General features: G+C 61.9%; 33 protein-coding genes and 1 tRNA gene. 28 read left to right on the top strand and 6 right to left on the bottom strand.

Annotated elements, in window-relative coordinates; all coding sequences use genetic code 11:
• Positions 1-144: 144 nt before the first annotated feature.
• A complete protein-coding gene (locus SO156_RS01340; RefSeq protein WP_458147953.1) occupies positions 145-495 on the top strand; it encodes a GrlR family regulatory protein in 351 nt (116 codons plus the stop codon).
• 159 nt (positions 496-654) lie between these two features.
• Entirely contained in the window at positions 655-861 is a 207-nt protein-coding gene (locus SO156_RS01335) for a hypothetical protein (protein ID WP_498533582.1), read from the top strand.
• A 220-nt stretch (positions 862-1081) separates the two neighbouring features.
• Here the strand turns inward: SO156_RS01335 and SO156_RS01330 are convergent, their stop codons facing one another.
• Positions 1082-1297, bottom strand: a complete 216-nt coding sequence (locus SO156_RS01330) for a hypothetical protein (protein ID WP_498533581.1) — start codon at positions 1295-1297, stop codon at positions 1082-1084.
• Positions 1298-1609: 312 nt separating this feature from the next.
• On the opposite strand from SO156_RS01330, the gene SO156_RS01325 reads away from it, so the two are divergent.
• Positions 1610-1879 (top strand): hypothetical protein, encoded by a 270-nt coding sequence (locus SO156_RS01325; protein ID WP_458147950.1) that lies wholly within the window; start codon positions 1610-1612, stop codon positions 1877-1879.
• Between the two features lie 69 nt (positions 1880-1948).
• Here SO156_RS01325 and SO156_RS01320 read toward each other — a convergent pair whose 3' ends face one another.
• Positions 1949-2113, bottom strand: a complete 165-nt coding sequence (locus SO156_RS01320; RefSeq protein WP_458147949.1) for a hypothetical protein — start codon at positions 2111-2113, stop codon at positions 1949-1951.
• A 460-nt stretch (positions 2114-2573) separates the two neighbouring features.
• On the opposite strand from SO156_RS01320, the gene SO156_RS01315 reads away from it, so the two are divergent.
• From SO156_RS01315 to SO156_RS01235, 17 genes are all read left to right on the top strand, one after another.
• Positions 2574-3335, top strand: a complete 762-nt coding sequence (locus SO156_RS01315; RefSeq protein WP_458147948.1) for an SIR2 family NAD-dependent protein deacylase — start codon at positions 2574-2576, stop codon at positions 3333-3335.
• Between the two features lie 202 nt (positions 3336-3537).
• Positions 3538-4200 (top strand): cold-shock protein, encoded by a 663-nt coding sequence (locus SO156_RS01310; RefSeq protein WP_498533580.1) that lies wholly within the window; start codon positions 3538-3540, stop codon positions 4198-4200.
• A 131-nt stretch (positions 4201-4331) separates the two neighbouring features.
• Positions 4332-4808: a DUF192 domain-containing protein gene (locus tag SO156_RS01305; protein ID WP_458147946.1), complete on the top strand. Its 477-nt coding sequence runs from the start codon at positions 4332-4334 to the stop codon at positions 4806-4808.
• A gap of 74 nt (positions 4809-4882) precedes the next feature.
• Positions 4883-4959, top strand: a tRNA-Pro gene (locus tag SO156_RS01300).
• Between the two features lie 264 nt (positions 4960-5223).
• Positions 5224-6468, top strand: coding sequence for a phage portal protein (locus SO156_RS01295; RefSeq protein WP_498533579.1), 1245 nt, complete (start codon positions 5224-5226; stop codon positions 6466-6468).
• Positions 6465-7151 (top strand): tail assembly protein, encoded by a 687-nt coding sequence (locus SO156_RS01290; protein ID WP_498533578.1) that lies wholly within the window; start codon positions 6465-6467, stop codon positions 7149-7151. Before SO156_RS01295 ends, SO156_RS01290 begins: the two co-directional genes overlap by 4 nt.
• Positions 7151-7480: a gene transfer agent family protein gene (locus SO156_RS01285; RefSeq protein ID WP_498533577.1), complete on the top strand. Its 330-nt coding sequence runs from the start codon at positions 7151-7153 to the stop codon at positions 7478-7480. Before SO156_RS01290 ends, SO156_RS01285 begins: the two co-directional genes overlap by 1 nt.
• 28 nt (positions 7481-7508) lie before the next feature.
• Complete coding sequence (locus SO156_RS01280; RefSeq protein ID WP_498533576.1) at positions 7509-7745, top strand: hypothetical protein; 237 nt, start codon at positions 7509-7511, stop codon at positions 7743-7745.
• A 10-nt stretch (positions 7746-7755) separates the two neighbouring features.
• On the top strand, positions 7756-8301 hold the full coding sequence (locus SO156_RS01275) for a hypothetical protein (RefSeq protein ID WP_498533575.1): 546 nt from the start codon (positions 7756-7758) through the stop codon (positions 8299-8301).
• A 3-nt stretch (positions 8302-8304) separates the two neighbouring features.
• The gene (locus tag SO156_RS01270) at positions 8305-8799 is read left to right on the top strand and encodes an HK97 family phage prohead protease (protein WP_498533574.1); all 495 of its coding nucleotides are present in this window, start codon (positions 8305-8307) and stop codon (positions 8797-8799) included.
• 32 nt (positions 8800-8831) lie between these two features.
• Positions 8832-9959: a phage major capsid protein gene (locus tag SO156_RS01265; protein ID WP_498533573.1), complete on the top strand. Its 1128-nt coding sequence runs from the start codon at positions 8832-8834 to the stop codon at positions 9957-9959.
• An 11-nt stretch (positions 9960-9970) separates the two neighbouring features.
• Entirely contained in the window at positions 9971-10522 is a 552-nt protein-coding gene (locus SO156_RS01260) for a hypothetical protein (protein WP_498533572.1), read from the top strand.
• A gap of 325 nt (positions 10523-10847) precedes the next feature.
• On the top strand, positions 10848-11102 hold the full coding sequence (locus SO156_RS01255) for a hypothetical protein (protein ID WP_498533571.1): 255 nt from the start codon (positions 10848-10850) through the stop codon (positions 11100-11102).
• 24 nt (positions 11103-11126) lie between these two features.
• Positions 11127-11414: a head-tail connector protein gene (locus SO156_RS01250; protein ID WP_498533570.1), complete on the top strand. Its 288-nt coding sequence runs from the start codon at positions 11127-11129 to the stop codon at positions 11412-11414.
• Between the two features lies 1 nt (position 11415).
• Entirely contained in the window at positions 11416-11838 is a 423-nt protein-coding gene (locus SO156_RS01245) for a DUF3168 domain-containing protein (RefSeq protein ID WP_498533569.1), read from the top strand.
• Complete coding sequence (locus SO156_RS01240) at positions 11835-12152, top strand: head-tail adaptor protein (RefSeq protein ID WP_498533568.1); 318 nt, start codon at positions 11835-11837, stop codon at positions 12150-12152. The genes SO156_RS01245 and SO156_RS01240 overlap by 4 nt, the downstream gene beginning before the upstream one ends.
• Complete coding sequence (locus tag SO156_RS01235; RefSeq protein WP_498533567.1) at positions 12149-12604, top strand: HNH endonuclease signature motif containing protein; 456 nt, start codon at positions 12149-12151, stop codon at positions 12602-12604. The genes SO156_RS01240 and SO156_RS01235 overlap by 4 nt, the downstream gene beginning before the upstream one ends.
• Positions 12605-12615: 11 nt before the next feature.
• Here SO156_RS01235 and SO156_RS01230 read toward each other — a convergent pair whose 3' ends face one another.
• Positions 12616-12876 (bottom strand): hypothetical protein, encoded by a 261-nt coding sequence (locus SO156_RS01230; protein WP_498533566.1) that lies wholly within the window; start codon positions 12874-12876, stop codon positions 12616-12618.
• 38 nt (positions 12877-12914) lie between these two features.
• Between SO156_RS01230 and SO156_RS01225 the strand changes: the two genes are divergently transcribed.
• The 6 genes from SO156_RS01225 to SO156_RS01200 all read left to right on the top strand — a co-directional run bounded on the left by SO156_RS01225 (position 12915) and on the right by SO156_RS01200 (position 18917).
• On the top strand, positions 12915-13292 hold the full coding sequence (locus tag SO156_RS01225; protein ID WP_498533565.1) for a phage terminase small subunit P27 family: 378 nt from the start codon (positions 12915-12917) through the stop codon (positions 13290-13292).
• Complete coding sequence (locus tag SO156_RS01220; RefSeq protein ID WP_498533564.1) at positions 13264-14895, top strand: terminase large subunit; 1632 nt, start codon at positions 13264-13266, stop codon at positions 14893-14895. The genes SO156_RS01225 and SO156_RS01220 overlap by 29 nt, the downstream gene beginning before the upstream one ends.
• Positions 14895-15293 (top strand): HK97-gp10 family putative phage morphogenesis protein, encoded by a 399-nt coding sequence (locus SO156_RS01215; RefSeq protein ID WP_498533563.1) that lies wholly within the window; start codon positions 14895-14897, stop codon positions 15291-15293. The genes SO156_RS01220 and SO156_RS01215 overlap by 1 nt, the downstream gene beginning before the upstream one ends.
• Positions 15286-15630 carry a gene transfer agent family protein gene (locus SO156_RS01210; RefSeq protein WP_498533562.1) on the top strand — a complete coding sequence of 115 codons (345 nt, stop codon included), beginning with the start codon at positions 15286-15288 and terminating at the stop codon, positions 15628-15630. Before SO156_RS01215 ends, SO156_RS01210 begins: the two co-directional genes overlap by 8 nt.
• Entirely contained in the window at positions 15617-17875 is a 2259-nt protein-coding gene (locus tag SO156_RS01205) for a phage tail tape measure protein (RefSeq protein WP_498533561.1), read from the top strand. The genes SO156_RS01210 and SO156_RS01205 overlap by 14 nt, the downstream gene beginning before the upstream one ends.
• Before the next feature lie 142 nt (positions 17876-18017).
• Positions 18018-18917 (top strand): hypothetical protein, encoded by a 900-nt coding sequence (locus SO156_RS01200; protein ID WP_498533560.1) that lies wholly within the window; start codon positions 18018-18020, stop codon positions 18915-18917.
• 403 nt (positions 18918-19320) lie between these two features.
• Here SO156_RS01200 and SO156_RS01195 read toward each other — a convergent pair whose 3' ends face one another.
• Positions 19321-19485 carry a hypothetical protein gene (locus SO156_RS01195; RefSeq protein ID WP_498533559.1) on the bottom strand — a complete coding sequence of 55 codons (165 nt, stop codon included), beginning with the start codon at positions 19483-19485 and terminating at the stop codon, positions 19321-19323.
• A 167-nt stretch (positions 19486-19652) separates the two neighbouring features.
• Between SO156_RS01195 and SO156_RS01190 the strand changes: the two genes are divergently transcribed.
• Both SO156_RS01190 and SO156_RS01185 read left to right on the top strand, forming a co-directional pair.
• Entirely contained in the window at positions 19653-19907 is a 255-nt protein-coding gene (locus SO156_RS01190; protein WP_498533558.1) for a hypothetical protein, read from the top strand.
• Between the two features lie 141 nt (positions 19908-20048).
• Complete coding sequence (locus SO156_RS01185) at positions 20049-21035, top strand: hypothetical protein (RefSeq protein ID WP_498533557.1); 987 nt, start codon at positions 20049-20051, stop codon at positions 21033-21035.
• Positions 21036-21047: 12 nt separating this feature from the next.
• Here SO156_RS01185 and SO156_RS01180 read toward each other — a convergent pair whose 3' ends face one another.
• Entirely contained in the window at positions 21048-22820 is a 1773-nt protein-coding gene (locus SO156_RS01180; RefSeq protein WP_498533556.1) for a DUF6538 domain-containing protein, read from the bottom strand.
• Between the two features lie 74 nt (positions 22821-22894).
• Positions 22895-23329, bottom strand: a complete 435-nt coding sequence (locus SO156_RS01175; RefSeq protein WP_498533555.1) for a hypothetical protein — start codon at positions 23327-23329, stop codon at positions 22895-22897.
• Positions 23330-23744 lie beyond the last annotated feature (415 nt).

The raw sequence follows: 23744 nt of genomic DNA, 5'->3' as shown, positions 1-23744 counted from the left end.
AGGCGAGCTTGAGTTCGGCAGTTCCATAGCAGCAAACGCGCAGCGAGGGCAGGGGGAGGAGCATGTAACGGGCTGCATGGCAGGCTCGCGCTTCACGCTGCTGCTCGACGCTATGGCTGGCAAGGGTGTATCGTCGCAGCTGCCATGAAGAACGGGCTCTACTCCATCCACATCCACATGCTCGACGGCGTGAGAGGGCGCGACAGCGGCGTGCTGGTGCTGCGCGATGGGGTGCTGCTCGGCGGCGGACCATATTTCTGGTCACAAGGCTCGTACACGTTCGGCAACGGCACCTGGAAGGGCGAGCTCGCCACCAACCAGCACACGCCGTATGCCGATCCCTTCGTCCGGCCGCTGTTCGGCGGGCAGGAGGTCACCAGCGGGTTTTCCGGGACGTTCACCGACAAGGAGGCGGAGGTGTTCGGCACCGTGCTGGTCGGCGGCAACCGCAGCCTGAGCTTTCGCGCGACGTTGAAGCGGCTCGCCGAAATCTGATCGCACGCTGGTAAACGCTGCGCGGCAAAGCCTAACGAAAGCTTGCACGAGATCGGACAAGCCTATTCGGTTAGGTTAAAAGCCGGATCGCGTTGCAGTTGTGACGCATTGCGATAGGTGTCGGCTCGCAGGCAAAGCCAAACGCGAGAGCCAGACACAATGGCCATGACACCACCTTCGACGCCGTCCTTCTACCAGGCCGACCGGCAGACCTTTCGTCGCGTCACGGTCGTCGGCGTGCTGTTCTGCGCCGCCTTCGTGATGATCAGTTATTCGCTGCGTCCGCAGGTGGAAGACGGGTCGCACATGCTCGTGAAGGCAGACCAGCTGGTGCGCACGGCGGGGCAATCGCCGCAGACGCACTGAGTGCGCCGCCGTTCGTCCGAATCCTATCGCGGCAAATGTGAGTCATCGCCGGGGCCTCGGACCCGCGAGGCGCTGCGCGCGGCCAGCACCAGGAAGCCGGCGTAGCCAACCACGTTGAGCAGGACTTCAAGCCACGCTGGCATCGCAGCCTCTTTGCGCGAACGAGGATAGCCAACGCGTTAGGGGCAGGTTTGTTCCACGCCCCTGACGAGAAAGTTGCTCAGGTGCCGGAGGATGGATCCAGCCGTCGTCCGAGGCACGAGACCGAAGTTGCCGAAGGCGAGCCCTTCAGGAACTCGGCGATCGCGCGGGCAAGTTCGCCGTCACTCATTGGTGTCGGTGGCAGGCGCAATGCGCCGACGCCGAAGCTGCGGACGATCTCTTCGTAGTGTTCATCTTGGCGTCTGGGGATGAGCCTGCGGATGCGAACCAGCAATGCGGATATCGGCAAACGGGACCTCCTCGAGTGATCTTCCCCACTGGCAACGGAGCGCCTCTGCTGCCACCGCGCCCTGAAACTGAAAACCCCGCCAACACCACGGAGGATGCTGGCGGGGTCTTCGTGCTTTCGCCTCGACCCGGATGGCGGAGGCTCTGGCACTTGGATTTCAAATGCTCGGGCACTTCTTTTGGTTCCCGATTGAGCCAGTTTTTTTGTGACGACCTCGGTTTCATCGACATGCGGTAGCGCGCAACCATTAGACGGTGCGAACGTTGGTCCCTGCAAAGAGTGATGGAGGAGAAGCGCATGAAAAGGACATTGGCAATACTGGCCACCGTTGCGACGGTTGGTGTGACCGCGGCTGCGGCACCGGCGCAGGCGCGCCACATCGGGCCGGGTCTCGCATTCGGTCTTGCCGCCGGCGCACTCACGGCGGGCGCGATCGCCGCGTCCCATCCATACTATTATGGCCCGGGCTACTATGATTACGGCCCGAGCTATTATTACGGACCGGGTCCCTACGCCTATTACGGCGGTCCGGTCTACCACAGGCATCATCACTGGCGTCACTGGTAAGACCAAGCGCCAAAACGAAAAGCCCGGAGCAGCGCTCCGGGCTTTTTGCTTGTTCAACTCAAAACGGCCTTACGGCCAAAGCGACGGGCGCTCGACCTTGCGGGCGTTCTCCAGCGTCGAGACAAAATATTCCTCTCGCTCGCGTTTGAATTTTTCCTGTGTCGCGCGAAAAGCGGCGACGCGCACGGCAATCTCGTCACGCTCCCTTGCTTTACGCTGTTCTTCTTCTGTCATGTTCATCCCCTTCTTACCAACTGACCTCAAGCGCTGCCCGCCGCATCGCGTTGAGTCGGATTCGAACGGACGCATTGATCGACCTCGAATGGGGCGTCAATGGGGACGAGGCATTGCCGGATTGTGATGAGCAATAGGCGGAAAAGTTTTCCGAGCTCGTCGCGCTTCATAGTGGATAAGAGTGTCAACCATCTTGTCGCTTGCGCGTTCTGCCGCTAGCCCAAATGAGCAAATCAGCAGGCTGAGGTGGCGAAGACTGGACTCTCTGAGCATTGAAGTGCTCGCGCAATTGCGCGAGCATGCGAATGCGAGGCTCATGGAGAAGATCGCCGCGCTCTAGTGCCAGATGCGCAGGCTGCGGGGGCGTCATTTGCGATGAGCGAGATTTGCGATGAACGAGGTCATCGCAACCGGGCCGGGCGTGCTATAGGAGGCACATTGGCGAACGGGATGGCTGCCTATGATTGCATCAGATCTTCGCAGCGGCGTAGACAGGCTCGGCGACATGATCGCTGCGGCGCGCTCCATCGTGCCGTTCACCGGTGCTGGCATCTCGACCGAATGCGGCATCCCCGATTTCCGCTCGCCGGGCGGATTGTGGACGCGTAATCGTCCGATTCCGTTCGACGAATTCGTCGCGAGCCAGCAGGCGCGGGACGAATCCTGGCGCCGCCGCTTCGCGATGGAGCCGACCTTTGCTGCAGCAAAGCCCGGACGCGGCCATCGCGCGCTGGCCTCGCTCTATCGTGCCGGCAAGGCTCCCGCCGTCATCACGCAGAACATCGACAATCTGCACCAGGCGTCCGGCTTCGCCGCCGACCACGTGATTGAGCTCCATGGCAATACCACTTACGCGCGGTGCGTCGGTTGCGGTGAGACCTATCAGCTCGACTGGGTGAGGCGGCGGTTCGACGCAGACGGCGCCGCGCCTGACTGCAGCGTGTGTGCCGAGCCAGTAAAGACAGCGACGATCTCGTTCGGGCAAGCCATGCCGGAAGATGCGATGCAGCGTGCGACTGAGCTTGTGCAGCAGTGCGATCTCTTCATCGCGATCGGTTCCTCGCTCGTGGTGTGGCCGGCAGCGGGCTTTCCGATGATGGCGAAAAATTGCGGCGCGCGTCTCGTGATCATCAACCGCGAGCCGACCGAGCAGGACGACATCGCCGACCTCGTGATCCATCATGACATCGGCGAGACCCTGGGGCCCTTCGTCGGCAACTGATGACGTCGAATTTGATTCGTGGCTATGCAAGGCTGTTCATAGGTTCCGGCGAATCTCTTTTTTGTCTATGCGTCGCAACCGGGAGTGTTATCTTTTGATTCGAGAGATTCGTGTGGCGTCGTGGTGAGAAGTTCTCGTCCAGACGCGTGATTCGGCACCGTCGCTGAGGGCGGTTTGCCTTTGATGTGTGAGGTCCGGGGTTATGGGGTCGTCGGACGGATTCGAGTCCAAGAAGGTCGGAGTTCCGGCGCCGGGGGCGGCGTCTGGGCGGCTGGCACCAGGCGAGATAACAGGTGTCGGTCGCGATCCAGCGCTTAGTCCCTTCACCGGGCTTGGTGAGGCCAGCGCCAACCTTGTCGAAGTCACGGGCGTCATCAAATGGTTCGACGCTTCGAAGGGGTATGGCTTCATCGTTCCCGACAACGGCTGGCCCGACGTGCTCCTGCACGTTACCGTTCTCAGGCGCGACGGTTTCCAGACCGCCTATGAGGGGGCCCGCGTCGTCGTCGAGTGCATCCAGCGCGCCAAGGGTTACCAGGCGTTCCGCGTCGTCTCGATGGACGAGTCGACCGCGATCCACCCGGCCCAGATGCTGCCGGCGCGCACCCATGTCACGGTGACGCCGACGAGCGGGCTCGAGCGTGCGCAGGTCAAGTGGTTCAACCGGCTCCGCGGCTTCGGCTTCCTCACCTGCGGCGAGGGCTCGCCTGACATCTTCGTGCACATGGAAACGCTGCGCCGCTTCGGCATGACCGAGTTGCGACCGGGCCAGTATGTGCTGGTCCGCTACGGGCCGGGCTCCAAGGGCATGATGGCCGCCGAGATCCATCCCGAGACCGGATCGCCCGGGCTCCAGTCCCACTAACCACCAGTTCTTCCAGCCGGCTGTTCCCGGATTCGTGAGCAGCCGTGGCGGGTGGGGGCGTCTGGCATTTGCCATGATCGCCGGGTTAGGATGCGCATCCAATCCCACGCCGCTGGCATGAGTGCCGTTCCATGAATTTTGATCGCAAGGCAGCCTGGTCCCTGGTCCGGGGCTTGTTGGCCGTAATCCTCGTTTTTGCCGCTTGCGCCGGCCCCATCCGGGCCGCGAGTTTCCAGCCGCTTGAGATCGCGACCAGGAACGGCGTCCAGGTGTTCTCCGTCGAGATGGCCACGACCGAGGAGGAGAAGACGACCGGCCTGATGTATCGAAAGGAGCTCGCAGACGGGAAGGGCATGTTGTTCGACTTCTCGCCCGAGCAGGAAGTGTCGATGTGGATGAAGAACACCTACATCTCGCTCGACATGATCTTCATTGCTGCGGATGGTCGCATCCTGCGGATCGCCGAGAATACCGAGCCGCTGTCGACCAAGATCATTCCTTCGCGCGGTCTCGCCAGGGCCGTCCTGGAGGTGCCGGCCGGTACGGCGCAGAAATACGGCATCCGCCCCGGCGACCGCGTCGCGCACCCACTGTTCGGCGCCAAATAGGGCCACAATCGGCGGCGCACAGCCGCCTTGCTGGCAGCCCTTGAAGCGTGTATCGACAGGGTCCGCTGGACATTCGGGGTATAGCGCAGCCTGGTAGCGCGGCAGTTTTGGGTACTGCAGGTCGTTGGTTCGAATCCAGCTGCCCCGACCATTTCCGTAATTTATCAATTAAATCAGCAGCTTAAACGATTGCAACCAAACGAAAACGGTGCAACTCGTAACAGTTTCTCGGCGCACTTAGCCGGGGTAGCGACTCATTTTTGCCACAATTGACCCGCACTGTATAGCAAGATTGTTTCAATCTATCGACGCCATTTGTTCGAAAAGAACTCCAGCGCCGATCGCAGCACAGACAGACAGAGGACTTGATTCCTCGCTCGCCTAACCAGCGGGCATAGCTCTGACGTGTGCTTTTTTGTCCATCGCGACCCGCCTGAAATCCTTTCTCGGCATCGAAACTAAGGCCAGCCTCGCTGAGCCCGACGACCTTCTGTTGTCCCTGTTCGGCTCTGCGCAGACGATCGCTGGCGCGTCCGTATCCCCAGCCAGCGCCATGTCCTGCGCGCCTGTGGCTTGTGCGGTGCGCTCGATCTCCGAGGCCGTCGGCCAGCTCCCGCTCCGAATTTACAAACGACTACCCGACGGCGGCAAAAAGCCTGCCACCGACCATCCGCTCTATCGGCTGCTCGGTGACGCGCCGAACGCCTGGACGCCGGCCGGTCTCTTCCGTTCGCAGGTAACGGCCGACGCGTTGCTCCGGCCCTGGGGCGGCTTCGCTCAAATCGTTCGCGTGGATGGCAAACCCTATGAGTTGATCCGGCTCGATCCGGCGCTCACCTCGATCGTCATCGACTACAGCAACTATGAACCGCAGTATGCGATCAAGGCGAGCGGTAGCGAGGCCGGCCGCCAGATCCCCGCCGCGGACATCATCCATCTGCACAGCCCGGCCTACAATCCGGCGCTTGGCCTGGTCGGCGAGGGCAGGGAGACCATCGCGCTCGCGATCGTTCTGGAGCGCTACGCGTCGCGGCTGTTCGGCAACGGAGCAAGACCTTCCGGCGTTCTCTCGCTCAAGAGCAACGCAACGCCCGACGCGATTGCGAAGATCAGGACGGCTTGGCAGGCAACGCATCGCGGCACCAACAGCGGCGGCACGGCCATTCTGCCGAGTGACGTCAACTGGCAGGCCCTGACGTTCTCCAGCGTTGACGCGCAGTTTCTTGAGATGCGCCGGTTCGCTATCGCCGAGATCGCGCGCTTGTTCCGTGTGCCGCTGCACATGCTCATGGAGCTGGACCGCTCGACGCCGCGCAGCATCGAGTCACTCGGCCAAGAATTCGTCTCGATGACGTTGCTGCCCTGGTTGAAGTCCTGGGAGCAATCCCTGGAGCTGAAGCTCCTGACGAAAGAAGAGCGCGACCAGTTCTGCATTGAATTCAATCTCGACGCCTTCGCACGCGCCGATCTGCTCGCCCGGGCGCAAGCGCTTTCCGTCGCAGTGTCCGCCAGAATTTTGAATCCGAACGAGGCCCGCTCGATCGGCTTTGGCTACCCCGCCTACGAAGGCGGCGACGTATTCGAGAACCCCAACACGTCATCTGCACATGCTGGCGGCGCTCTAAGCGCCAGCGGCAGCAACGATCGAGAGGCCGCATGATGCTTCGCGTAGTCCATCTGCATGGCAAGCTCGGCAAGGAATTCGGCGCGTCTCATCGCTTTGACGTGCTGACTGCCGGGGAAGCTTTGCGCGCACTCAACTGTGCGTTTCCTGGTCGCTTCGTGAAATCGCTTGAGCAGGGCGCCTACAAAATCGTCCGCGGTGACAAGCGCAGCGGCATGCAGCTCGACCTCGAGCTGGTGAACCAGTTCAAGCTGGGCCACGCCGACCTACACATCATCCCGGTCGCAAAGGGAGCCGCATCGAATACCGCGAAGGGCACCACCAAGATCGTGCTCGGTGCCGCTCTCGTCGGCGGCGCGATCTTTATGTCAGGCGGCGTGCTCGCAACCCCGCTCGCGGCCACCGGCGTTCTTTCCGGTGTGAGCTACGGCACCGTGGCTGCCATCGGCCTTGGCCTCGCGCTATCCGGTGCATCAACGCTGCTTACCAAGCCCGCCGCCCAACCAGCGCAGGCGTCCAATGGCCTCAACGTCAACAACGGTAACATCGGCAATTCCGGCCAGCAGGGCAACGCGGTGCCGCTGATCTATGGCGAGGTGCTGACCGGCTCGACACTGATCTCCGCCTGGTCCGACGTCGAAGACATCGACGTCTACGCCGACAGCGCCGGCTCAATCGAGAACGCCTTCAATACCTCGGCTTACGGAGGGCGCGGCTGATGGCCGCCTACACCGCATTCTTCGCCGACGGCGAACACAAATTCGAACTGACAGCGCCGCTGATCCGCGAGCTTGAGAGCAAGTGCGGTCCTATCGGCGCGCTCAGCAATCGCGTGTTCGCGCGCAACTTCGCCCAAGCGGACATCAACGAAACCATTCGCCTCGCTCTGATCGGCGGCGGCACCACCGCGCCCAAGCGCGCCGCAGAGTTGATCGCTGCCTACGCAGACGGCCGGCCGCTCATCGAAACATACGAACTCGCCGCGAAGGTCCTGGAACGGACTTTGTTCGGCAACCCACATGACAAGGATCATAGCAATGCAAGCTAATCTCACTGCAAACGGCGCGACAGGTGCAATGCCCTGGTCGGGCGGTCGGGGCGCCGTCTCTATCTATGGCAACTTCGGCGGCGGCACTGCGGCGCTCCAAATGTCGCCTGACAACGGCACGACCTGGATCGACGTTGAGAAAGCGGGCAATGGGGACTTCTCCCGTTTCACCGCAAACGGCACATGCGGGTTCATTCTGGGCAATTGCCTGATCCGCGTTGAGCTGTGGGGCGCTACCTCGCCGTCGATTACGGTTTCCATCTGAGGGAGCGAGCATGACCTTCGCCGCTGGCACTCCGATCACCGACGCCAATCCGCTCCCGATCACCGCCAACTCTGCCGTTGTAGGTGGATCGGTGCAGCGTCCCGCCGATACGGCTGCCTATGCAGTCGGCGATATCGTCGCACAGTCGACCACCGCGGCATCTTGCTCCGGTGTGGCGATCCCGGCATCCCGGGACATCGATACGACTGGCGTTCTGCGCCGCTGCCGCGTCAAGGTGAATGACCTCGCCTGGTTCAACGCGAATCTTTACGTGCACGTCTTCAAGGACGCGCCGACCTTCTCATCCGGCGACAACGCAGCGTTCGCCGCCGCGCTCACCGAGAGCAACTACCTCGGCGCGTTTAGCGTCACGCTTGACCAGAAATTCTCTGGCTCCGTCGTGAAGGGCATTGGTGCACCGCTGATCGGTAGCGAGATCATTTTCGACCCGTCCGCCGGCACAAAGAACGTCTTCTTTGTCATCGAGACCCGCACGGCCGTAACGCCTGGCTCTGCCAAGACGTTCACCGCGGCATTCGAAATCTTTCGGGATTGATCGATGGACCGCCTAGAGATCAAAGCCACGCTCAACGTCAGCGACGCCGGAGAAATCATCGGCACCGCTTGGCCGTTCAACGCCGGTCCCGACCTCACCGGCGACATCATCACCAAGGGCGCGTTCAACATCGCCGCGGACCTTCCGATGCTGTTTTCGCACGACCCCTCCGACCTGGTCGGTAGCTGGTCCGAAGTCGCCGAGACCAATGACGGCCTGATCGTCAAAGGTTCGATCCACAAAGACCAGCCCCGCGCCCGCTCCATTCTCTCCATGGTGAAGTCTGGCCTGGTCTCCGGCTTGTCGATTGGATTCCGCACGCGCGAGGCAAAGCAGCAAGGACGCAATCGCGTCATCAGCGCCCTCGACCTGGTCGAGGTGTCCCTGGTGCGATCTCCGGCGCACCCTCGCGCAAGAGTCACGTCCGCAAAGAGCTACGACACCGCGCGAGCGGTGGCCGCGATCATTCGACGCTTCACGGCGGCGTCATCGAAGTGAACTCAACCCCAGAAAGGCAACGTCCCCCTACCATGAAGCATTTTTCTCCCCTCGAACTGAAGGATACCGGCGTCGAGAACGACGATCCGGCCGCGATCGTGACCAAAGCCCTTGAGGGCTTCCAGGGCACATTCGAAGACCGCATCAAGGCAATCGAGACCAAGTCCGCCGAACGCCTCGATCGCATCGAGGCCAAGCTCAACCGGCAGGGCCACGGCGCGATCACCAGCGACGTCGAGAAAAAGGCCTTTGAGACCTTCCTCCGCACCGGTCCCGACGCCCTGAGCGACCTCGAAAAGAAGTCGCTTACCGCCGCCGGCAACACTGTGCTCACGCCGCCGGAATTCGGTCAGGAAGTGCTCAAGCTCCTCCGCCAGTTCTCGCCGATCCGCCAGTATGCGCGCGTCGTGACGGTTGGCTCGGCACAGGTCCAGTATCCGCGCCGCACTGGCAGCACCGCGGCCACCTGGGTTGCTGATACCGACGACCGCACCGAGAGTGAGCCGTCTTACGCTGGCGTGACGATCACCCCTTACGAAGCGGCCACGTTTACGCCCGTTTCCAACCAGCTCCTGGAAGACAACGCCTACAATCTGGAGGGCGAGCTGGCCTCCGATACGGCTGAGTCATTCGCTCTTGCTGAGGGCACTTCCTTTGTGAAGGGCAACGGCACTACTCAGCCGGCCGGCCTCATGACCGCCAGCGGCATTGCGCAGGTTATCACCGGTGCTGCCGCAGACTTCCCGGCCTCGAACCCGGCAGACGTGCTGGTCAAGGTGTTCCATGCGATCCCGACCCTTTGGGCGCAGCGTGGCGTGTGGCTCATGAACCGCAACACCATCTCGGCCATCCGCCAGTTCAAGGATGGCATGGGCCGCTATCTCCTGATCGACGACCTCAACAACGGCGCCGCGCCGACACTGCTCGGTCGTCCGATCGTTGAGGCCATCGACATGGACGATATCGGAGCGAACAAGTATCCGATCCTGTTCGGCGATCTCTCCGGCTACAGAATCGTTGACCGGATTTCCTTCCAGGTGCTCCGAGATCCCTACACCTTGGCGACCAAGGGCCAGACCGTCTTCCACTCGCGCAAGCGCGTGGGCGGCTCGATCACGAACCCCGACCGGTTCGTGAAGCTCAAGGTCTCGGCGACCTAAGGGACACAGCTATGCGGCTCGCAGCGAACTACGCCCTCCAGGTAGGAGGCAAGGTTGTTACCTTGCGTCCAACGCTGCGGGCCGCATTCCATCTCCACCAGAAGTATGGCTTCCCGGCTCTATACCAGGCTGTAGCCGATGGCAGTTTCACCGCCATCATGGATCTGATCACCGCGACCAGCACCACCGTTCCGGTCGCGTCTCTCCGCAGCATCATGGATGCGCGCGAGCAACTTCTCGATTTCCTCCTCGTGCTCAGCGGCGCCGACACCGATGGCGACAAGCCCCAGACTGGCAAGCCCATGCCGTTTGATGAATACTTCACCCGCCTGTTCCAGATCGGCACCGGCTATTTGGGCTGGTCTCCGGAGACCACGTGGGACTCGACGCCGACTGAAATCCTCACCGCGCGAGAAGGCCGCATGGAAATGTTGGCGGCGCTCTTCGGCGGCAAGCGTGAGGAGGACCAGGCCGCAGACATGGCGAACGGCACCTACCGCGACATTCGCGCCGACCTCAACGCGATCGGCGACCTCACCAACCACGTCATGGGACCAACGTAATGCCCTTCAAACCTCGCCGTCTCTGTGGCTGCGGCCGGCTCGTCTGGGCAGGCGAACTGTGCCCCTGTCAGATCCAACGCAAGGCAGAGGCCGATCGACGTCGGCCGAACGCCCATGACCGCGGCTACGACAGCAAGTGGCAGAAGGCGCGCTCTGGCTTCCTGGCACGGCATCCCTTCTGTGCCATGTGCGGCAAGCCTGCCATCGTGGTCGATCACATTCAACCGCACCGCGGAGACAAGGCCAAGTTTTGGAGCTCCAACAACTGGCAGTCCCTTTGCGCCCATCACCACAACAGCACCAAGCAATCCCAGGAGCGTTCCCAATGAAGCGTAGACGCCAACAGCCCAGTGCATTGGCATTGCAACTGCCGGCCATCAAAGAGTGGCAGCGCGACATGCATGCCGCACACCGACAGTTGACCCGATCCATCCGACTGTTCGTCCGCGACGTCGAGGAACAGATGGCAGACCTACGCCACCAGATGGACCGCGCTGTGCTGGCTGCACAGACCCCGGGGGGAGGGGACAACGCCGCAAAAAACGCGCCGGGACCGGTGGTCTCCCTCGACGCAAGATAGCGCCTAAATGGAGATTTTCTGACCATGCCCGCCGTCACCCTCGACCAGGTGAAGCAGCACCTCAACATCACGATTGATCTCGACGACCAGCTTCTCACTGACAAGCTGGCGGCCGCAAAGGCGTGGATTGGCGCCTACACGGGCTCGGATGTGGATGCGGACGACACTCCGGCACCGATCAATGAGGCCGTGCTGCAACTGACCGCCCATCTCTATGAGAACCGCGAGGCCACCCTTGTGGGCGTGACAGCGCAGTCACTTCCGTTCGGTTTCCTAGATATTTTGGCGCCGTATCGCGCCTGGGCGTTCTGAAATGCCCGCTTTTGACCCGTCATACGACCTCCAAAAGGCCGTCCGATCGCGCCTGATCGCGTCCGAAGAGCTTCTGGCGTTGGTCCCGCCGGACAACATTCTTGACGCCAACGGCCGGCCGGAACGCATGCCGTGCGTCCAAATCGGCGAGGGGCAGACCATCTTCCGGCGCTGGGACTCGACCGCGCACGCCACGTTGCATGTCTGGTTTCAGGAGCCCGGCCTGGCTCAGTGTAAGCAGGCTGTGTCCGCGATCGTTGAGGCTTTGCGCGTTGACGCCCAGATCAGCGGCGTCTTGGTCCTGGACAACTTCACGTGTCACGACCTCATGGTGACGCAGACGCGCTACCTCCGCGATCCCCACGGCTCGCTATCGCACGGCATTGTCTCCGTCGCAGGCATCATGAACGCGAGGGCAGCATGAAGGCCGGCAGCCTCGACCGCGTGCTCCTGATCGAGCGCCCCACAACTGGCATCAGCCTGGACGGCACTCCATCCAGGACCTGGACGCCGGTCGCGACCATGCGCGCCCAGCTCCTAAAGAACGCCACCGACAACCAGGAAGGTCCGCGCGGCGAAACCACCAACGCCGTGCTGACGTTCCGTATGCGCTACCTGAACGGCGTGACGCTGGAGAACCGCGTCACCTACCAGGGGCAGCAATTCCAAATCATCGGCGTCACCGAGATCGGCCGGCGCGTCGGGCTGGACCTCACCTTGCAACGGGTTGGGCCATGATCACCGCGGAACGTCTCCGGCAACTGCTCATCTATGATCCCGCCACCGGCATCTTCACCCGGGACGGCAAGCGCGTCGGCACCCCGAACCCCGATGGCTACATTGTCATGCGCCTTGATGGCCGGACCTATCTCGCCAACCGGTTGGCCTGGCTCTACATGACCGGCGAGTGGCCCGCGCGCGGCGTCAGTTTCCGCGATCATGACCGATCGAACCTGCGCTGGATCAATCTGCGGCTGGCAACACCAAGGCAGACGGCGCAAGGGCGCAAATCCTGTAACGAGCTGGGCGTTAAGGGCGTCCGGATGACCGCCTACGGCAACTTTGCGGCCTACATCCTTGTGGAGGACCGCCAACGCTATCTCGGCACGTTCACAACCAAAGAGGCAGCCGGCGACGCCTATGCCGCCGCGGCGCGCAAGCACTTCGGCGAGTTTGCGAGGGCCGATTGATGGTGGTGAAGTCAGATCGAATAGCGCGCGAGATGCCGGATCTTGCCATCGAGTTTTTCGACGCCCGTCCAGTCGATGCGCGGGTGCTCGTTTCTGAGCTTGGCAACCGCCTTGGCATAGCGATCAATCGCCTCATCCGGCATGAGACCTGTCCCCGGAACCCAATTCGTGTCCGTTTCGAGCTTTGGCTCAAACTCGCGCAAGGTGATCACGTTGCCCTTCGGCGGCTTGATCTCCCGCATCAGTCGGTCGATAGCCTCTTCTGCGGTCATTCCGATATTGCTCCCCTGATTTCCCCCGAGGCCCGTCGATGAAGGGTCGCAAGCCGGAACTGACGAGCGACGCGAGCGCAATTTCAGCGCCGCTCGCGCCACCGTCTTGGCTATCTAAGCACGCCAAGGCGGAATGGCGACGGGTAATGCCCGAATTAACCAAGCGCCGCATCCTCACGCCGGCCGATCTTGGCTGCCTGGAAAGCTATTGCGTAGCCATGGGCCGCATCCGGGAGCTGGAAACGCTCCTGCGCGGCGGCATCGATCTAAAGCTCCTCCGCGCCCAAGACAAATGCATGGTCACGGCGCGCCAGCTCGCCGCTGAGCTGGGCCTCACCCCGGTCTCGAGATCGCGGCCGGCCGTGCGCGACAATGACGACGAAAGCGATGATGACAACCCGCTCGCCATCGTCTGACACTTACCCACACTGGATTTACGACAACTCGCCCATTGCAGACCCGTTCGGCTATGGCGAACGCGCCGTGCAATTCCTTCGCCGGCTCAAGCACCCAAAATCGACGCTGCCCCGGAAGCAATTCCAGCTCGATAGCTGGCAGGAACGCATAGTCCGCGCGATCTATGCACCCCGGCACCCGGACGGCAGTCGGATCGTCAGCACAGTTGTGATCCTGGTCCCGCGCGGCAACCGCAAGACCAGCCTGTCCGCCGCCCTGGCCCTGCTTCACACCATCGGCCCCGAGCGCGTGCCCGGTGGCGAAGTGATCTTTGCCGCAAGCGACCGCAGTCAAGCCGGCATCGCTTTTAGAGAGGCCCGCGGCATCGTCCAGGCGGACGCCAAACACCTGGTCCCTGTCACCAAGATTTACGACGCCTTCAACAGCGCCAAAAAGATCGCATATCCCCGCGACGGCACCGAGTTGGAAGTCATCTCGGCAGACGCACCAAGCAAGGAGGGCCGGACGCCGTCCTTCGTGCTCGCGGACGAACTGCACGTGTGGCGAGGTGATGGGCTCTGGACGGTTCTCACCAATGGCCTGGACAAGATCGACAACAGCCTCTTGGTAGTCGCGACGACCGCCGGCCGCGGCGACGATACCAAGGCGTGGGAAGTGATCGAGCGCGCCCGCAAGATCGCGCGCGGCGAGATCATCGATCCAACCTGGCTGCCGGTCCTCTTTGAGGCGCCGACCGATTGCGACCATGCGGACGAAGAGCTTTGGAAGCGCGTCAATCCTGGCAGCGCCCATGGGTATCCAGCCATCGACGGCTTCCGGCGTCATGTCTCGCGCGCGAAGGATAGCCCGACCGAGCGCGCCAGCCTGCTCCAATACAAGCTCAACGTCTGGCAGGCCCACTCGACCAGTCCGTTTGTTGACCTGGCGACCTACGACAAGGGCGCGGCGCCGATCGACTATGAGGCCCTGCGCGGCCAGCCGTGCTGGATCGGCGTCGATATGTCCAAGACGACCGACCTCTCTGCCGTGGTCGCATGCTTCAAAGACGGTGACAACTACACGGTGTTGCCGCACTTCTTTTGCCCCGAGACAGACATTATCCGGCGCGGCGACGTTGACGGCGTGAACTATGAGCAGTGGCGGCGCGATGGACACCTGACAGCCACGCCCGGGAACGTCATCGATGGGCCTGCGATCGCGGACTACATCCGCGGCCTCGCCGAACGTTTCCAGGTCCAGGAAATCGGTTTCGACGTTGCGTATGCGCAAGCCGTGATGGCTCCGCTGATCGATGAAGGCTACCCGGTCGTGACCATCCGGCAGGGTTGGGTGACGCAATCCCCGGCGCTCAACGTCCTTGAGGCCGCAATCCTCAGCGGCCGATTCCGTCACGGCGGTCACCCCATCCTCAGATGGAATTTCGGCAACGTAGCGATCAACACCGACGCGAATTCCAATCGCATCATCCACAAGACCAAGTCGACCGATCGAATCGACGGCGTCAGCGCGGCCTGGATGGCCGTGTCACGCGCGGCGGCCGGCGAGGGCGGCGGCTCGTTCCTCGACAACCCCGAAATCACCGTAGAAATGTTGGTGCTCTGATGGCTGACGACGACCTCGAACAGTATTTGGAATCGCTGCCGGACAAGCTCAGAGAGCAACTATCTGATGCGGTTCTCAAACAGGCATTCCGCCTTTCGGACGCGCAGCGTGAAGCTTTGCGCTCGCTTGAGCAGTCGCATGAGACCGGCGCGCTAGAAGCATCATGCACCGTGGCTCCGGGCACCAACGAACTCGAATTCATCGTGCAGGCCGGCGGCGACATGACGACCAAGGAAGTCCGCGAAGGCTCTGGCGTCGAATACGACTACGCCCTCGCGTTCGAATTCGGGACCAGCCACCAGCCGGCGCGCCCGTTCTTCTATCCAACCTACAACGCCATGCGCGACGACATGCAGAAGGCGATCGATGAAGCTGTTAGCGAGGTTCTAAATGACTGACGATAAGTGCGCGCGAAAGATCACCTGGGCCGGCGGCACCCACACCTTCACGCTCGCGCACCCATATGTGCAGCGCGTGTTGTCCTGGCGCGGTATCCCCGGCCCAGACGGCAGCTCGATCGCGGCCGTCATGGCGCGGTTTGAGGCCAACAACTATTCGGCTGAGGACGTCGAGCGCGTGATGGAGTTGGCGTTGCTGGGCGGGGGCGCGCCCGAACGCGAAGTAGAGGCGCTGCTCGCCGCCCATGTGCGCGGGAAGCCCCTAGCACCCAATGTGATGATCGCCAGCAACATCCTGGCTGCCCTTTTCGTCGGAGATACCCATGCCAGCGCCTAGTCTCAAGATCCCGGTCAGCATCGATCTGGAGAAGTTCCGGGACCAGATGAAGCAGACCAGCTCGCTCGCCGGCACCGCGACCCGGCAGATTGCGAAGCAGTTCCTGGACATGAACGAGTCGATCGGCAAGAGCATGGCCGGCACCGTTGCCAAGTCGGCGCTGGGCCTAGCCGCAAACGTCGCGGTCGTCGTCGGATCATTGAAATTGATGACCGCAGCGATCGGCGAAGCGCGCGACCAGCTCAAGACCATGGTCGAGATAGCCGACAAAGCACAGAACCTGGGCGTCAGCCCGGCCTTTCTACAGGCCTTCACCAGTGAGGCGAGGAAGCTCAAGGTCGAGGCCGGCGAGCTGGAATCTGCGCTCGATCACGCCTTCAATGCGACCAAAGACAAGTCGCCGATCAATATCGGCGAGTGGACTGTCGGCGAAGAGAAGATTACCGACGTCGAGAAGGCGTTGCGCGTCTATAACGAGACGCTTGCGAAGGCCGCCGGCCAGCAACTCCAAGGCCTAGTTCTGTTCCGGGACGCCAAGACCCAAGAGGACAAGGTCAAAGCGGTCCTCTCAGCGATGCAGCAGCTCGACCAGATCGGCCAGCATGCGGCGAGCTTGGACCTGGGCGAGCGCATGTTCGGTTCGCAATTTGTCGACCGTATCCGGCAGGGCCGGACGTCTGCCGAGAGCATGCTCAACACCATCAAGGATGCCAGCGCCAATTCGGACGGCATTTTCAGTAACGCCCTGGTCGAGCGCGCCAAAGAGATGGATGACCAGCTCAAGCTTGCACACCAACGGCTCTCGAGCGCGCTCAAGCCGTCCTGGGACGATCTCGCGTCGGTTCTGCTCACCATCAAGGGTTACTGGGCCGATACGGTGGATCTGATCGCCAAGGCCGTCGAGTGGTCCAACAAAATCAAGATCCCGGGCTTCACCAGCTCGACCGACCTCGACGCCAAACGTGAAGCTCTCGCGGCCGTGAACGCTCGCCTCAATGGCACTGGTGGCGGACTACTCGGCTCGATCAATCTCCCGCCGTTGGCGATCCCTGGAATCGGGACGGTCTATAACGGAACGCAAGCGGACCTTGAGGCGCACCGCGACCGATTGCAGAAAGAGATTGCGGCGCTCACGGCGAACGGCGAGCAGTATGGTCCGCCGGCACCGAGCCAAACGCGCGGCACTGGTCCGGCGCCGACGAAAATTAGCACGGGCAGTGACCACGATCGGTTTGATAGCAGTGCGGAGGCCATAGAGAAGCGCACCGCGGCCCTACAGGCGGAAGCCGCCGGCCTCGATCTCTCGACCGCTGCACGCGAGCGGAACAAGATCGCGGCCCAGCTCGAGACCGTCGCTATGCAGGCCAACGCCGCGGCCGGGAAGGGCGAGGGCGTGGTCACCGAAGAGCAGCGCCGCAAGATCGAGGAGGTCACCGAGGCCTACGCCAAGGCCACCGAGGCCATGGAGAAGGCCACCGTTGCACAGTCCATCCGGCGAGGGCGCCAGACGGCGTTGCTGGATCCGCAGGACGTGCAGATCGCCGAACAGTTGAAGGGCCTCTATCCGGACGTAGCGACGGCGCTCAATAGCGTCGAGGCATCGGCCATGCGCACCAATGAGGCCATGCGCTCGATCGGCAGCACCATGTCGAGTAGCCTCACGACCGGCCTCGCCGACATCCTGGACGGCACCAAGAGCGTGTCGGCGGGATTTGCCGACATGGCCAAGTCGATTGTCCGGGCGCTCGAAGAGGCCATGATTAAGATGCTGGTCGTGCAGCCGCTCATGCGCTCGATGGGCAGCATGTTCGGGTTCGCCGACGGCGGCCTGGTCGGCAGCGCGGCTCCCGTCGCCAAGGCAGACGGCGGCTACATTAGCGGACCAGGAACCGGCACGTCAGACAGCATTCCGGCACGGCTCAGCAATGGTGAATTCGTGGTGCGTGCGTCCGCCGTGGAGAAGCACCGGGCGGTCCTGGAGGCGATCAATGCCGACCGGATTCCAAGGTTTGCCGATGGCGGCCTGGTCGGCAACACCGGCAGCGCAGCCGCCCCGATGATGGCCCAGCCGCATGTCATCGCGCCGCAGATCGCCGTCACGGTGACGGGTTCGCCCGGTCAATCGACACAGGACCATGAGCGCATGGGCAAGACAGTTGCGGAAGCTGCCCAGCATCACATCAAGAGCCTGATCGCCCAAGAACTTCGGACCCAGATGCGACCGGGGGGTGTCCTGCGGCGATGACAAACCCCAGCAAACCGAGGGTCGAGCGCTATAGTGGTATCTGAAATGCGAAAACCACCCGCCGGCGAGCGAGTGGTTTTCAGAAGGAGTGTCCAGTTTAGCGGTCAAACTGACTGGACGGTCCGGACCCAAGGAGTGAGCTTTGTCCGAACGCAATACGAATTATAGCGACGACGCGTCGAAACTGCACCGCAATCTCGACTCCGACGACGATTTTTCTTTTATCAGCGACGAACCAGAGCGCCAGCTCGACTCTTTAGAGCTCGCCGCGCTCGCGCTACTCGACGTCGAGCCAGCCGCACCACAGCCCGCACCATCTACAATCGACCAGGCGCCGCTCGATCTTGGCTTCCTCGCCGCAGTCGCGGACCTCGACCAGGTGGACAAGCGCAAGACGCTGGACGTGTCGCTGGCGCCCGGCTGCTACGGCATGGGTATGTGCTACCGCGAGGGTTCGGTCGAATGTTCGACGTGTCCCTTTGCGCCGTCATGTAAGCCGCTTGCCGAGGCCCAGCTTGCGATGCTGCACGCGGGGGGCTGCGAGTTGGCAGGTGACCGGGAACGCAGAGAGGCCCGCGAGCGGCAACGTAATCACCGGGCCAAGATCTCACGGAGGCCGCCCCGGCCGGCGCCCGTGGTCAAGGCTGCGCCACCATTGTCGCGATCGAAGACCATGCTCGCGGCGCTCGAGAGGGCCGTGGCGGGCCGTCGCTCGACCGATCGCTTCCTCGAGAAGCTTGCCGGCAAGGAACGCGACTACACGAAGTTTGCGATCATCCTCTGGGACGCCGGAGACGTATCGGCCGCCAAGGTCGCCAAACACTACGCTGCTAAAACCGGCGTCGCGATGACGAAGAAGCGGGCGGAAAACCGCAAAGCCGTGGTCGAGAAGCTGGTCGCTGCCGGCATCTGGACGCCATTTCAGTCTGGTGCAAAACCAAGTCAGTCTGGTGCAAAACCAAGTCAGTCTGGTGCAAGCCGAGATCAGTCTGATGCAAAACCTGCACCAGACTGCACCAGACTGAATTCTCTAACTAATTGATTTTGCTGGATTCTGAAAAAGAGACCGAAGCGGACCTTTGTCACACTCCTCACTATTACTACTTACTACTTCTCTTCAAAGAAACAGTAGTAGCGGGGAGCGCGACGAAATCTGTCTAATCCTGCTCCCGGCCGACCGCGGCCTCCGGCCGCTCTCGTCCTGGTGAGAGAAGGCGAACCCTCCCGGCCGACATCGCCGGCTGCGCCGGCTCTGTCATCGGCCAGAAGATCCATGGATAGCCCGAGGCGTTCCGGCCCGCGCTCTCTTCGATCTTCCGGCCGTGATCAAATGCCGGCGAGGATTAGCAGCCGTGACTCAGGATTCGTTTTTCGGAGGTGCCGACTCCAGAACACCGGACAGAGGCGCTGACGCACCAGCGGGCTTCTAATCGGGTCGGCTAGTTTTAACGGCGGCGCTCGACGCGATACCCGTGAACGGCGAGTAGCGTCTCGATCCACTCGACCTTGTCTGCGGGCCGACTCTGCCCCTCCAGCGTCTTCTGGATGTCCTCGACGAGCTGCTCCAGCCGGGCCAGATGCGCTTGCTTGATATCGTCCAAAGCAACCATGCGGCGAATATGGCCGACATTTCGCGCGACGTCAAAGGCTGACAAAGCATCGTGTAAGTCAGTTCTGACTTACATTTTCATAAGTTAAATCAATGTCTTGACACGATTCGACGAATATGAATCTATGGCCACACACCGCTAATGGTGGGGCTCACTGAGGGAATGCCATGCTGATCGCCGACGACCGTTACTCCACACTTCTCCGCACGCTCACCGACCTGCACGCCGGGTCCGACAGCTACGTCGAAAACCAGATTCAGGTCGCACTGTGCGTCGCTGGCGTTTACCCGGCGAGCAGTGAGATCGACGACCAGGACGAACCCGAGCCCGCGACGGTTCTCACGCCCGAGCAGATCGCGACGATCGACGAGTTGCTGACCGAATTCGGCAAACTGCCAGCGCGCGATCAGGGCCGAGCCTGAAGAACAGCAGGCATATGCGTACACGAGGGGCGCGGGATCACACCGCGCCCACTTTTTGTGGACAACCCAACGATAGAAATCAGCCTCCCTGCTCGTAATGCGAGTTGCACATGCCATACTCCCGTCTTTAAGTGGGGTGGCATGATGGAAATTCGCCGCGAAGAGCAGCTCAACCCGGTCGCCGACGAAGTGTTGGCACTGACGTCGATCGTCAGGCCGATCCTTACTGGCGTTCTGTATGCCCTCAAAGCTGACGTGGTCGCAGAGGCCGGCGGGCACCACGGCGTTAAGCTCAAGATGCTACCGCGCCTTTATCGTCCGGGAGATGGGGACGTCGGAATCTGCTTCGAGTATGCGGTTCACGAGGCAATGAACAGCGGTGACACTCGCGTTTTGGAGCGAATGGAAACCGCCTTGAAGCTTTGCAACATCAAGCGCCCACAACCGAGGTCGATCTTGTTCGGGATCGAAAAGACGGGCGCCGTGCAGCTGATCGATACGGCGAAAAACATCCTCACAGACGAGTCGCGAACGCTGGCAGGAAACGTTGGTCAGCCGCCCAAGTTGCTGCGGCGCCTCAACACCATTGCAGCGGCATTTCGCCGTCCGGCTACTCGACCAGCGCTACCATATTCCATCAGGGGTTTGTGGAAGGCCGATCTTTTCATCGGATCCATTGAGACACAGCAATGGGTTGGAACAACCGTCAAAATCAACCCCACTCATCTTGAAGGCGCCGCTGGGCTGCGCGTTGGCATAATCCCGACGAGGCAAGGGCAGAGCGATCGCGTTCGGTTGGACGATGGGCGAGGGTTGGTCATCTGCCCGCTTCATCACGATGCTGATTTTATGCAGGCATTCTATGAGGGCTGGCGCATCGTCCAGGCCTTCATAGCATCAGACGCTAGGCTCCCTCCCGAGCGAAGGTTGCCCCGACCGGTTGATCGAGAAATCTGCCGCATGCTGGAAGAGCGCCGCGAGTATCCGGCGATTGAAGTGATCGAAGATCTCCGGATCTTCGGACAGCCTGAGCTACTCAAGACGGTGGTGGGCGAAGTAGATCGGCAGGATTTGAAGGGCGAGACCGACACGGCAATGTTGGTTGCGCCGCTCTCGCGAACGGTGTGAGGGCGCTACCGATCACGAGCCGTATCTAATCGCCTCGATCATCATAACGCGGTCCCGTAACGGCCCCACCGGCAGAACTCCATAGCGACCCGTTGTCGTCGCTTTGGTGTGGCCTAGGAGCGGCCCGAATTGTTCGTCTAGATATCCGGCGCGCCGGAATGCGTCCGCAACGCCATGTCGGAAACTGTGGAAGTTGTGGCGCTTGTCGCTCTTGACGCCGATGCGCTTGAAGTAGCCGGCGAAGAACCGGGACGGTGTCCGCGAGAAAAAGCCGCGCGTATCGGGCTCCAACTCTGGGAACAGCTGCGTCTCCCCACGGGCCAGCATGGCCGCATGATACTCAAGGAAGCCCAGCTCGATCAGCTTGCTATGGACGGGCACAACGCGTTCTGATCCTCCCGTCTTCGTCGACTTCAGCCGCGAACCCTCGCGCGTCACGTGGAAGATCCAGACGCCATGAAGTTGGCGCACGTCCGCTGTCAACAGTTGCGCGAGTTCGCCGAGCCTTGCGCCGCTGTAGATCGCGATCAGCGGCAACCAGTAGCGCCAATCTCTGATCTCGACGTCACCAGGTTTGTGCTCCTGGTCGTCACCAGCGCAGCGCGTCATCAACGGCGACGTGAAGATCGTCCGCAACTGGTCGTCGGAGTAGGGGAAGACCTTCTGCTGTTTCTTGTCGATGCTGAGGAACATGCCGCGGATGACGTCTTGCTCAAGGTATTCGTTGTTGAGCAGCCACTCGCAGAAACCGGCAATGGCGGAGAGGTAGCGGTTCGTGGTGTTCTCGCTGATCGTCGGCTTGCCGATCGTCTTGTTCGCCTCAACGATCTTCCGAAACGACATGCCCTCGAATTCTTTGATCTTGAGCGCCTTCACCGGCCAACCGGCGAGGGCATGTTTCCAGTCCCGCACGGCCTTCCTGGTGATCGCCGACACATGCGAGGTCTCGCCGATGAACTCGAAGAACAGCCCGACGATCACCCGATTCTGTGTCCAGGTATCGAGGCTCACCGATGCCTTTTTCTCACCCTCGAAACGGTCGTAAAGCTCCCAAAGGCCCTCACCAGGCGCGGCCTTCTTTCTGCCGGCCGTAGGATCGGCGGGCGCGACGATGGAGTCGGTAGGGACGCCCGACCAGTTGCCTTGGTCCCGTTCTGCGGCGCGCTCGAGCATCTGTATTTCGGCGCGCTGTAGCCGCTGGCAGAGGTCCCGATAAGCCGGCGAGCCCTTCTCGATCAACAGGCGGTCTTGCTCAATCACGGCGTCCGCAGCCCACTCGATGGGGCCGGTCTCGCCGGTCCCCAGGTGCTTGCGCAGCTCCGACAGCTTGGTCGCGCGGCGCTCGCGGGCGAGGGTCGGGGCCTGTTTCATCGCCATGACGTCAATGGTCGCGCCCATCTGGACAAGAGGATCGCCGGACCACTCGACCGCGCCGGCAGCGATATCGCCCGCAAGGCGTTCCTTGGCCCGCTCCAGCATCGCCGCCGTGGGCATGGCCGCGCGCTCGCGCTGGTCGTCGGCCAGAAGCCCCTCATAGTGGCGCCAGACGGCCGCCTGGAGGTCTCCTGGCGTCGGCTCCTGCCTCTGCGCGAGCTGCTCAAACTGCGATCGATACTTCGCTAGGATCGGCAGCGCGGCCAGCCGAGCGGCCTTCGGGTCGCGGACCCCGGTGGACTTCCAAATCTCTTTCTTGCCGACCAGGGCCTGGAGCTTTTTGGGGACCGCAAGCCGCACGTAGTAGACGGCGGAGCCGCCCCGCCGCTGAATATTTGATGCCAGTCCCATAGCCCCCTCGCGACACGGAGTCGTAACAGTTGATGGGGCTACTGGTAGCTAATAAGCCTTTGTAACTCAATCGTTTATTGAATTTGTTGGATTTTCTGTCGGGGCAGAACCAATCCGGCTGCCCCGACCAGCCCCGCCTCGGCTTTTGAGACCGCGATGCTGGCGTTTTGCAAGCAATCCCGACGCCTGTTTCGGCCAGGAGCCGCGTTGAAGAAAAGGGCGGATCGTGCATCTTGCGTGCGCCCGGCAACATCTCCTGAAGGCGAGGCTCCCATGTCGATCACGGCGATCGGTTCGACCTCCAGCGCAGCGGCAACGTCCCAGTCCGCAGCAAGCTCTTCTTCCTCGGCGACATCGTCCACATCGGCGACGACCTCGTCTTCGGCGACTGCATCGTCCTCCCAGTCGGCGGGCGGAAGTGGCGGAGCGGGCGGCGGTAGCGGCAGCTCTGCCAAAACCATCGTCAGCGAGGTCTCCACGACCGTGAACGGGATTACCACCACGGTCATCACCTATTCCGACGGCACGACCGAAGTCGAAACCTCGGTCAGCGCGCAAGGCGGTCAGAACCAGAGTGGTCAATTCAGTTCGGCTGGTCATACCTACACGGCTCAGGGCACGCTCAGCACGACTGCCGGGAGCACGTGAGGCGGAGCGGCGGGACGGGGGCTGGCGGTCGATCGCTTGCGCACCGGCGTCTTGCGCAAGCGTCCGTTCAAACCTTGGGTCTCTGTTCGTAGCGTGTCACGACTTCTGCGCGATTTTTCACGCAGTTGGCGCATGGGCCGCGTGCGAAATTGTCAAGGCGTCATCGAACCTTTGGGGCCCGCAACAGACATACGGGTATTGGGGATTTCAGCGCCCAATATCTAAACGGACGCCGCCAAGCGACGATATTCCGCTTGTGCGGCGTCGCGCTTTTCA

Source organism: Bradyrhizobium sp. UFLA05-125, from assembly GCF_059803515.1.
Note: the sequence above shows the minus strand (reverse complement) of the source record. Positions and strands in the feature narration are given on the sequence as shown.

Excerpts from the sequence above, each read along its gene's own strand:
- SO156_RS01270 (WP_498533574.1), top strand. The coding sequence starts at position 8,305 with ATGGACCGCCTAGAGATCAAAGCCACGCTCAACGTCAGCGACGCCGGA.
- SO156_RS01265 (WP_498533573.1), top strand. The coding sequence starts at position 8,832 with ATGAAGCATTTTTCTCCCCTCGAACTGAAGGATACCGGCGTCGAGAAC.
- SO156_RS01250 (WP_498533570.1), top strand. The coding sequence starts at position 11,127 with ATGCCCGCCGTCACCCTCGACCAGGTGAAGCAGCACCTCAACATCACG.
- SO156_RS01185 (WP_498533557.1), top strand. The coding sequence starts at position 20,049 with ATGATGGAAATTCGCCGCGAAGAGCAGCTCAACCCGGTCGCCGACGAA.
- SO156_RS01320 (WP_458147949.1), bottom strand. The coding sequence starts at position 2,113 with ATGACAGAAGAAGAACAGCGTAAAGCAAGGGAGCGTGACGAGATTGCC.
- SO156_RS01230 (WP_498533566.1), bottom strand. The coding sequence starts at position 12,876 with ATGACCGCAGAAGAGGCTATCGACCGACTGATGCGGGAGATCAAGCCG.
- SO156_RS01175 (WP_498533555.1), bottom strand. The coding sequence starts at position 23,329 with ATGACCGTGGTGGTAATCCCGTTCACGGTCGTGGAGACCTCGCTGACG.
- SO156_RS01325 (WP_458147950.1), top strand. The coding sequence starts at position 1,610 with ATGAAAAGGACATTGGCAATACTGGCCACCGTTGCGACGGTTGGTGTG.
- SO156_RS01210 (WP_498533562.1), top strand. The coding sequence starts at position 15,286 with ATGACTGACGATAAGTGCGCGCGAAAGATCACCTGGGCCGGCGGCACC.
- SO156_RS01290 (WP_498533578.1), top strand. The coding sequence starts at position 6,465 with ATGATGCTTCGCGTAGTCCATCTGCATGGCAAGCTCGGCAAGGAATTC.
- SO156_RS01225 (WP_498533565.1), top strand. The coding sequence starts at position 12,915 with ATGAAGGGTCGCAAGCCGGAACTGACGAGCGACGCGAGCGCAATTTCA.
- SO156_RS01285 (WP_498533577.1), top strand. The coding sequence starts at position 7,151 with ATGGCCGCCTACACCGCATTCTTCGCCGACGGCGAACACAAATTCGAA.
- SO156_RS01335 (WP_498533582.1), top strand. The coding sequence starts at position 655 with ATGGCCATGACACCACCTTCGACGCCGTCCTTCTACCAGGCCGACCGG.
- SO156_RS01220 (WP_498533564.1), top strand. The coding sequence starts at position 13,264 with ATGATGACAACCCGCTCGCCATCGTCTGACACTTACCCACACTGGATT.
- SO156_RS01275 (WP_498533575.1), top strand. The coding sequence starts at position 7,756 with ATGACCTTCGCCGCTGGCACTCCGATCACCGACGCCAATCCGCTCCCG.
- SO156_RS01190 (WP_498533558.1), top strand. The coding sequence starts at position 19,653 with ATGCTGATCGCCGACGACCGTTACTCCACACTTCTCCGCACGCTCACC.
- SO156_RS01305 (WP_458147946.1), top strand. The coding sequence starts at position 4,332 with ATGAATTTTGATCGCAAGGCAGCCTGGTCCCTGGTCCGGGGCTTGTTG.
- SO156_RS01245 (WP_498533569.1), top strand. The coding sequence starts at position 11,416 with ATGCCCGCTTTTGACCCGTCATACGACCTCCAAAAGGCCGTCCGATCG.
- SO156_RS01315 (WP_458147948.1), top strand. The coding sequence starts at position 2,574 with ATGATTGCATCAGATCTTCGCAGCGGCGTAGACAGGCTCGGCGACATG.
- SO156_RS01195 (WP_498533559.1), bottom strand. The coding sequence starts at position 19,485 with ATGGTTGCTTTGGACGATATCAAGCAAGCGCATCTGGCCCGGCTGGAG.
- SO156_RS01215 (WP_498533563.1), top strand. The coding sequence starts at position 14,895 with ATGGCTGACGACGACCTCGAACAGTATTTGGAATCGCTGCCGGACAAG.
- SO156_RS01280 (WP_498533576.1), top strand. The coding sequence starts at position 7,509 with ATGCCCTGGTCGGGCGGTCGGGGCGCCGTCTCTATCTATGGCAACTTC.
- SO156_RS01310 (WP_498533580.1), top strand. The coding sequence starts at position 3,538 with ATGGGGTCGTCGGACGGATTCGAGTCCAAGAAGGTCGGAGTTCCGGCG.
- SO156_RS01235 (WP_498533567.1), top strand. The coding sequence starts at position 12,149 with ATGATCACCGCGGAACGTCTCCGGCAACTGCTCATCTATGATCCCGCC.
- SO156_RS01180 (WP_498533556.1), bottom strand. The coding sequence starts at position 22,820 with ATGGGACTGGCATCAAATATTCAGCGGCGGGGCGGCTCCGCCGTCTAC.
- SO156_RS01340 (WP_458147953.1), top strand. The coding sequence starts at position 145 with ATGAAGAACGGGCTCTACTCCATCCACATCCACATGCTCGACGGCGTG.
- SO156_RS01240 (WP_498533568.1), top strand. The coding sequence starts at position 11,835 with ATGAAGGCCGGCAGCCTCGACCGCGTGCTCCTGATCGAGCGCCCCACA.
- SO156_RS01255 (WP_498533571.1), top strand. The coding sequence starts at position 10,848 with ATGAAGCGTAGACGCCAACAGCCCAGTGCATTGGCATTGCAACTGCCG.
- SO156_RS01260 (WP_498533572.1), top strand. The coding sequence starts at position 9,971 with ATGCGGCTCGCAGCGAACTACGCCCTCCAGGTAGGAGGCAAGGTTGTT.
- SO156_RS01205 (WP_498533561.1), top strand. The coding sequence starts at position 15,617 with ATGCCAGCGCCTAGTCTCAAGATCCCGGTCAGCATCGATCTGGAGAAG.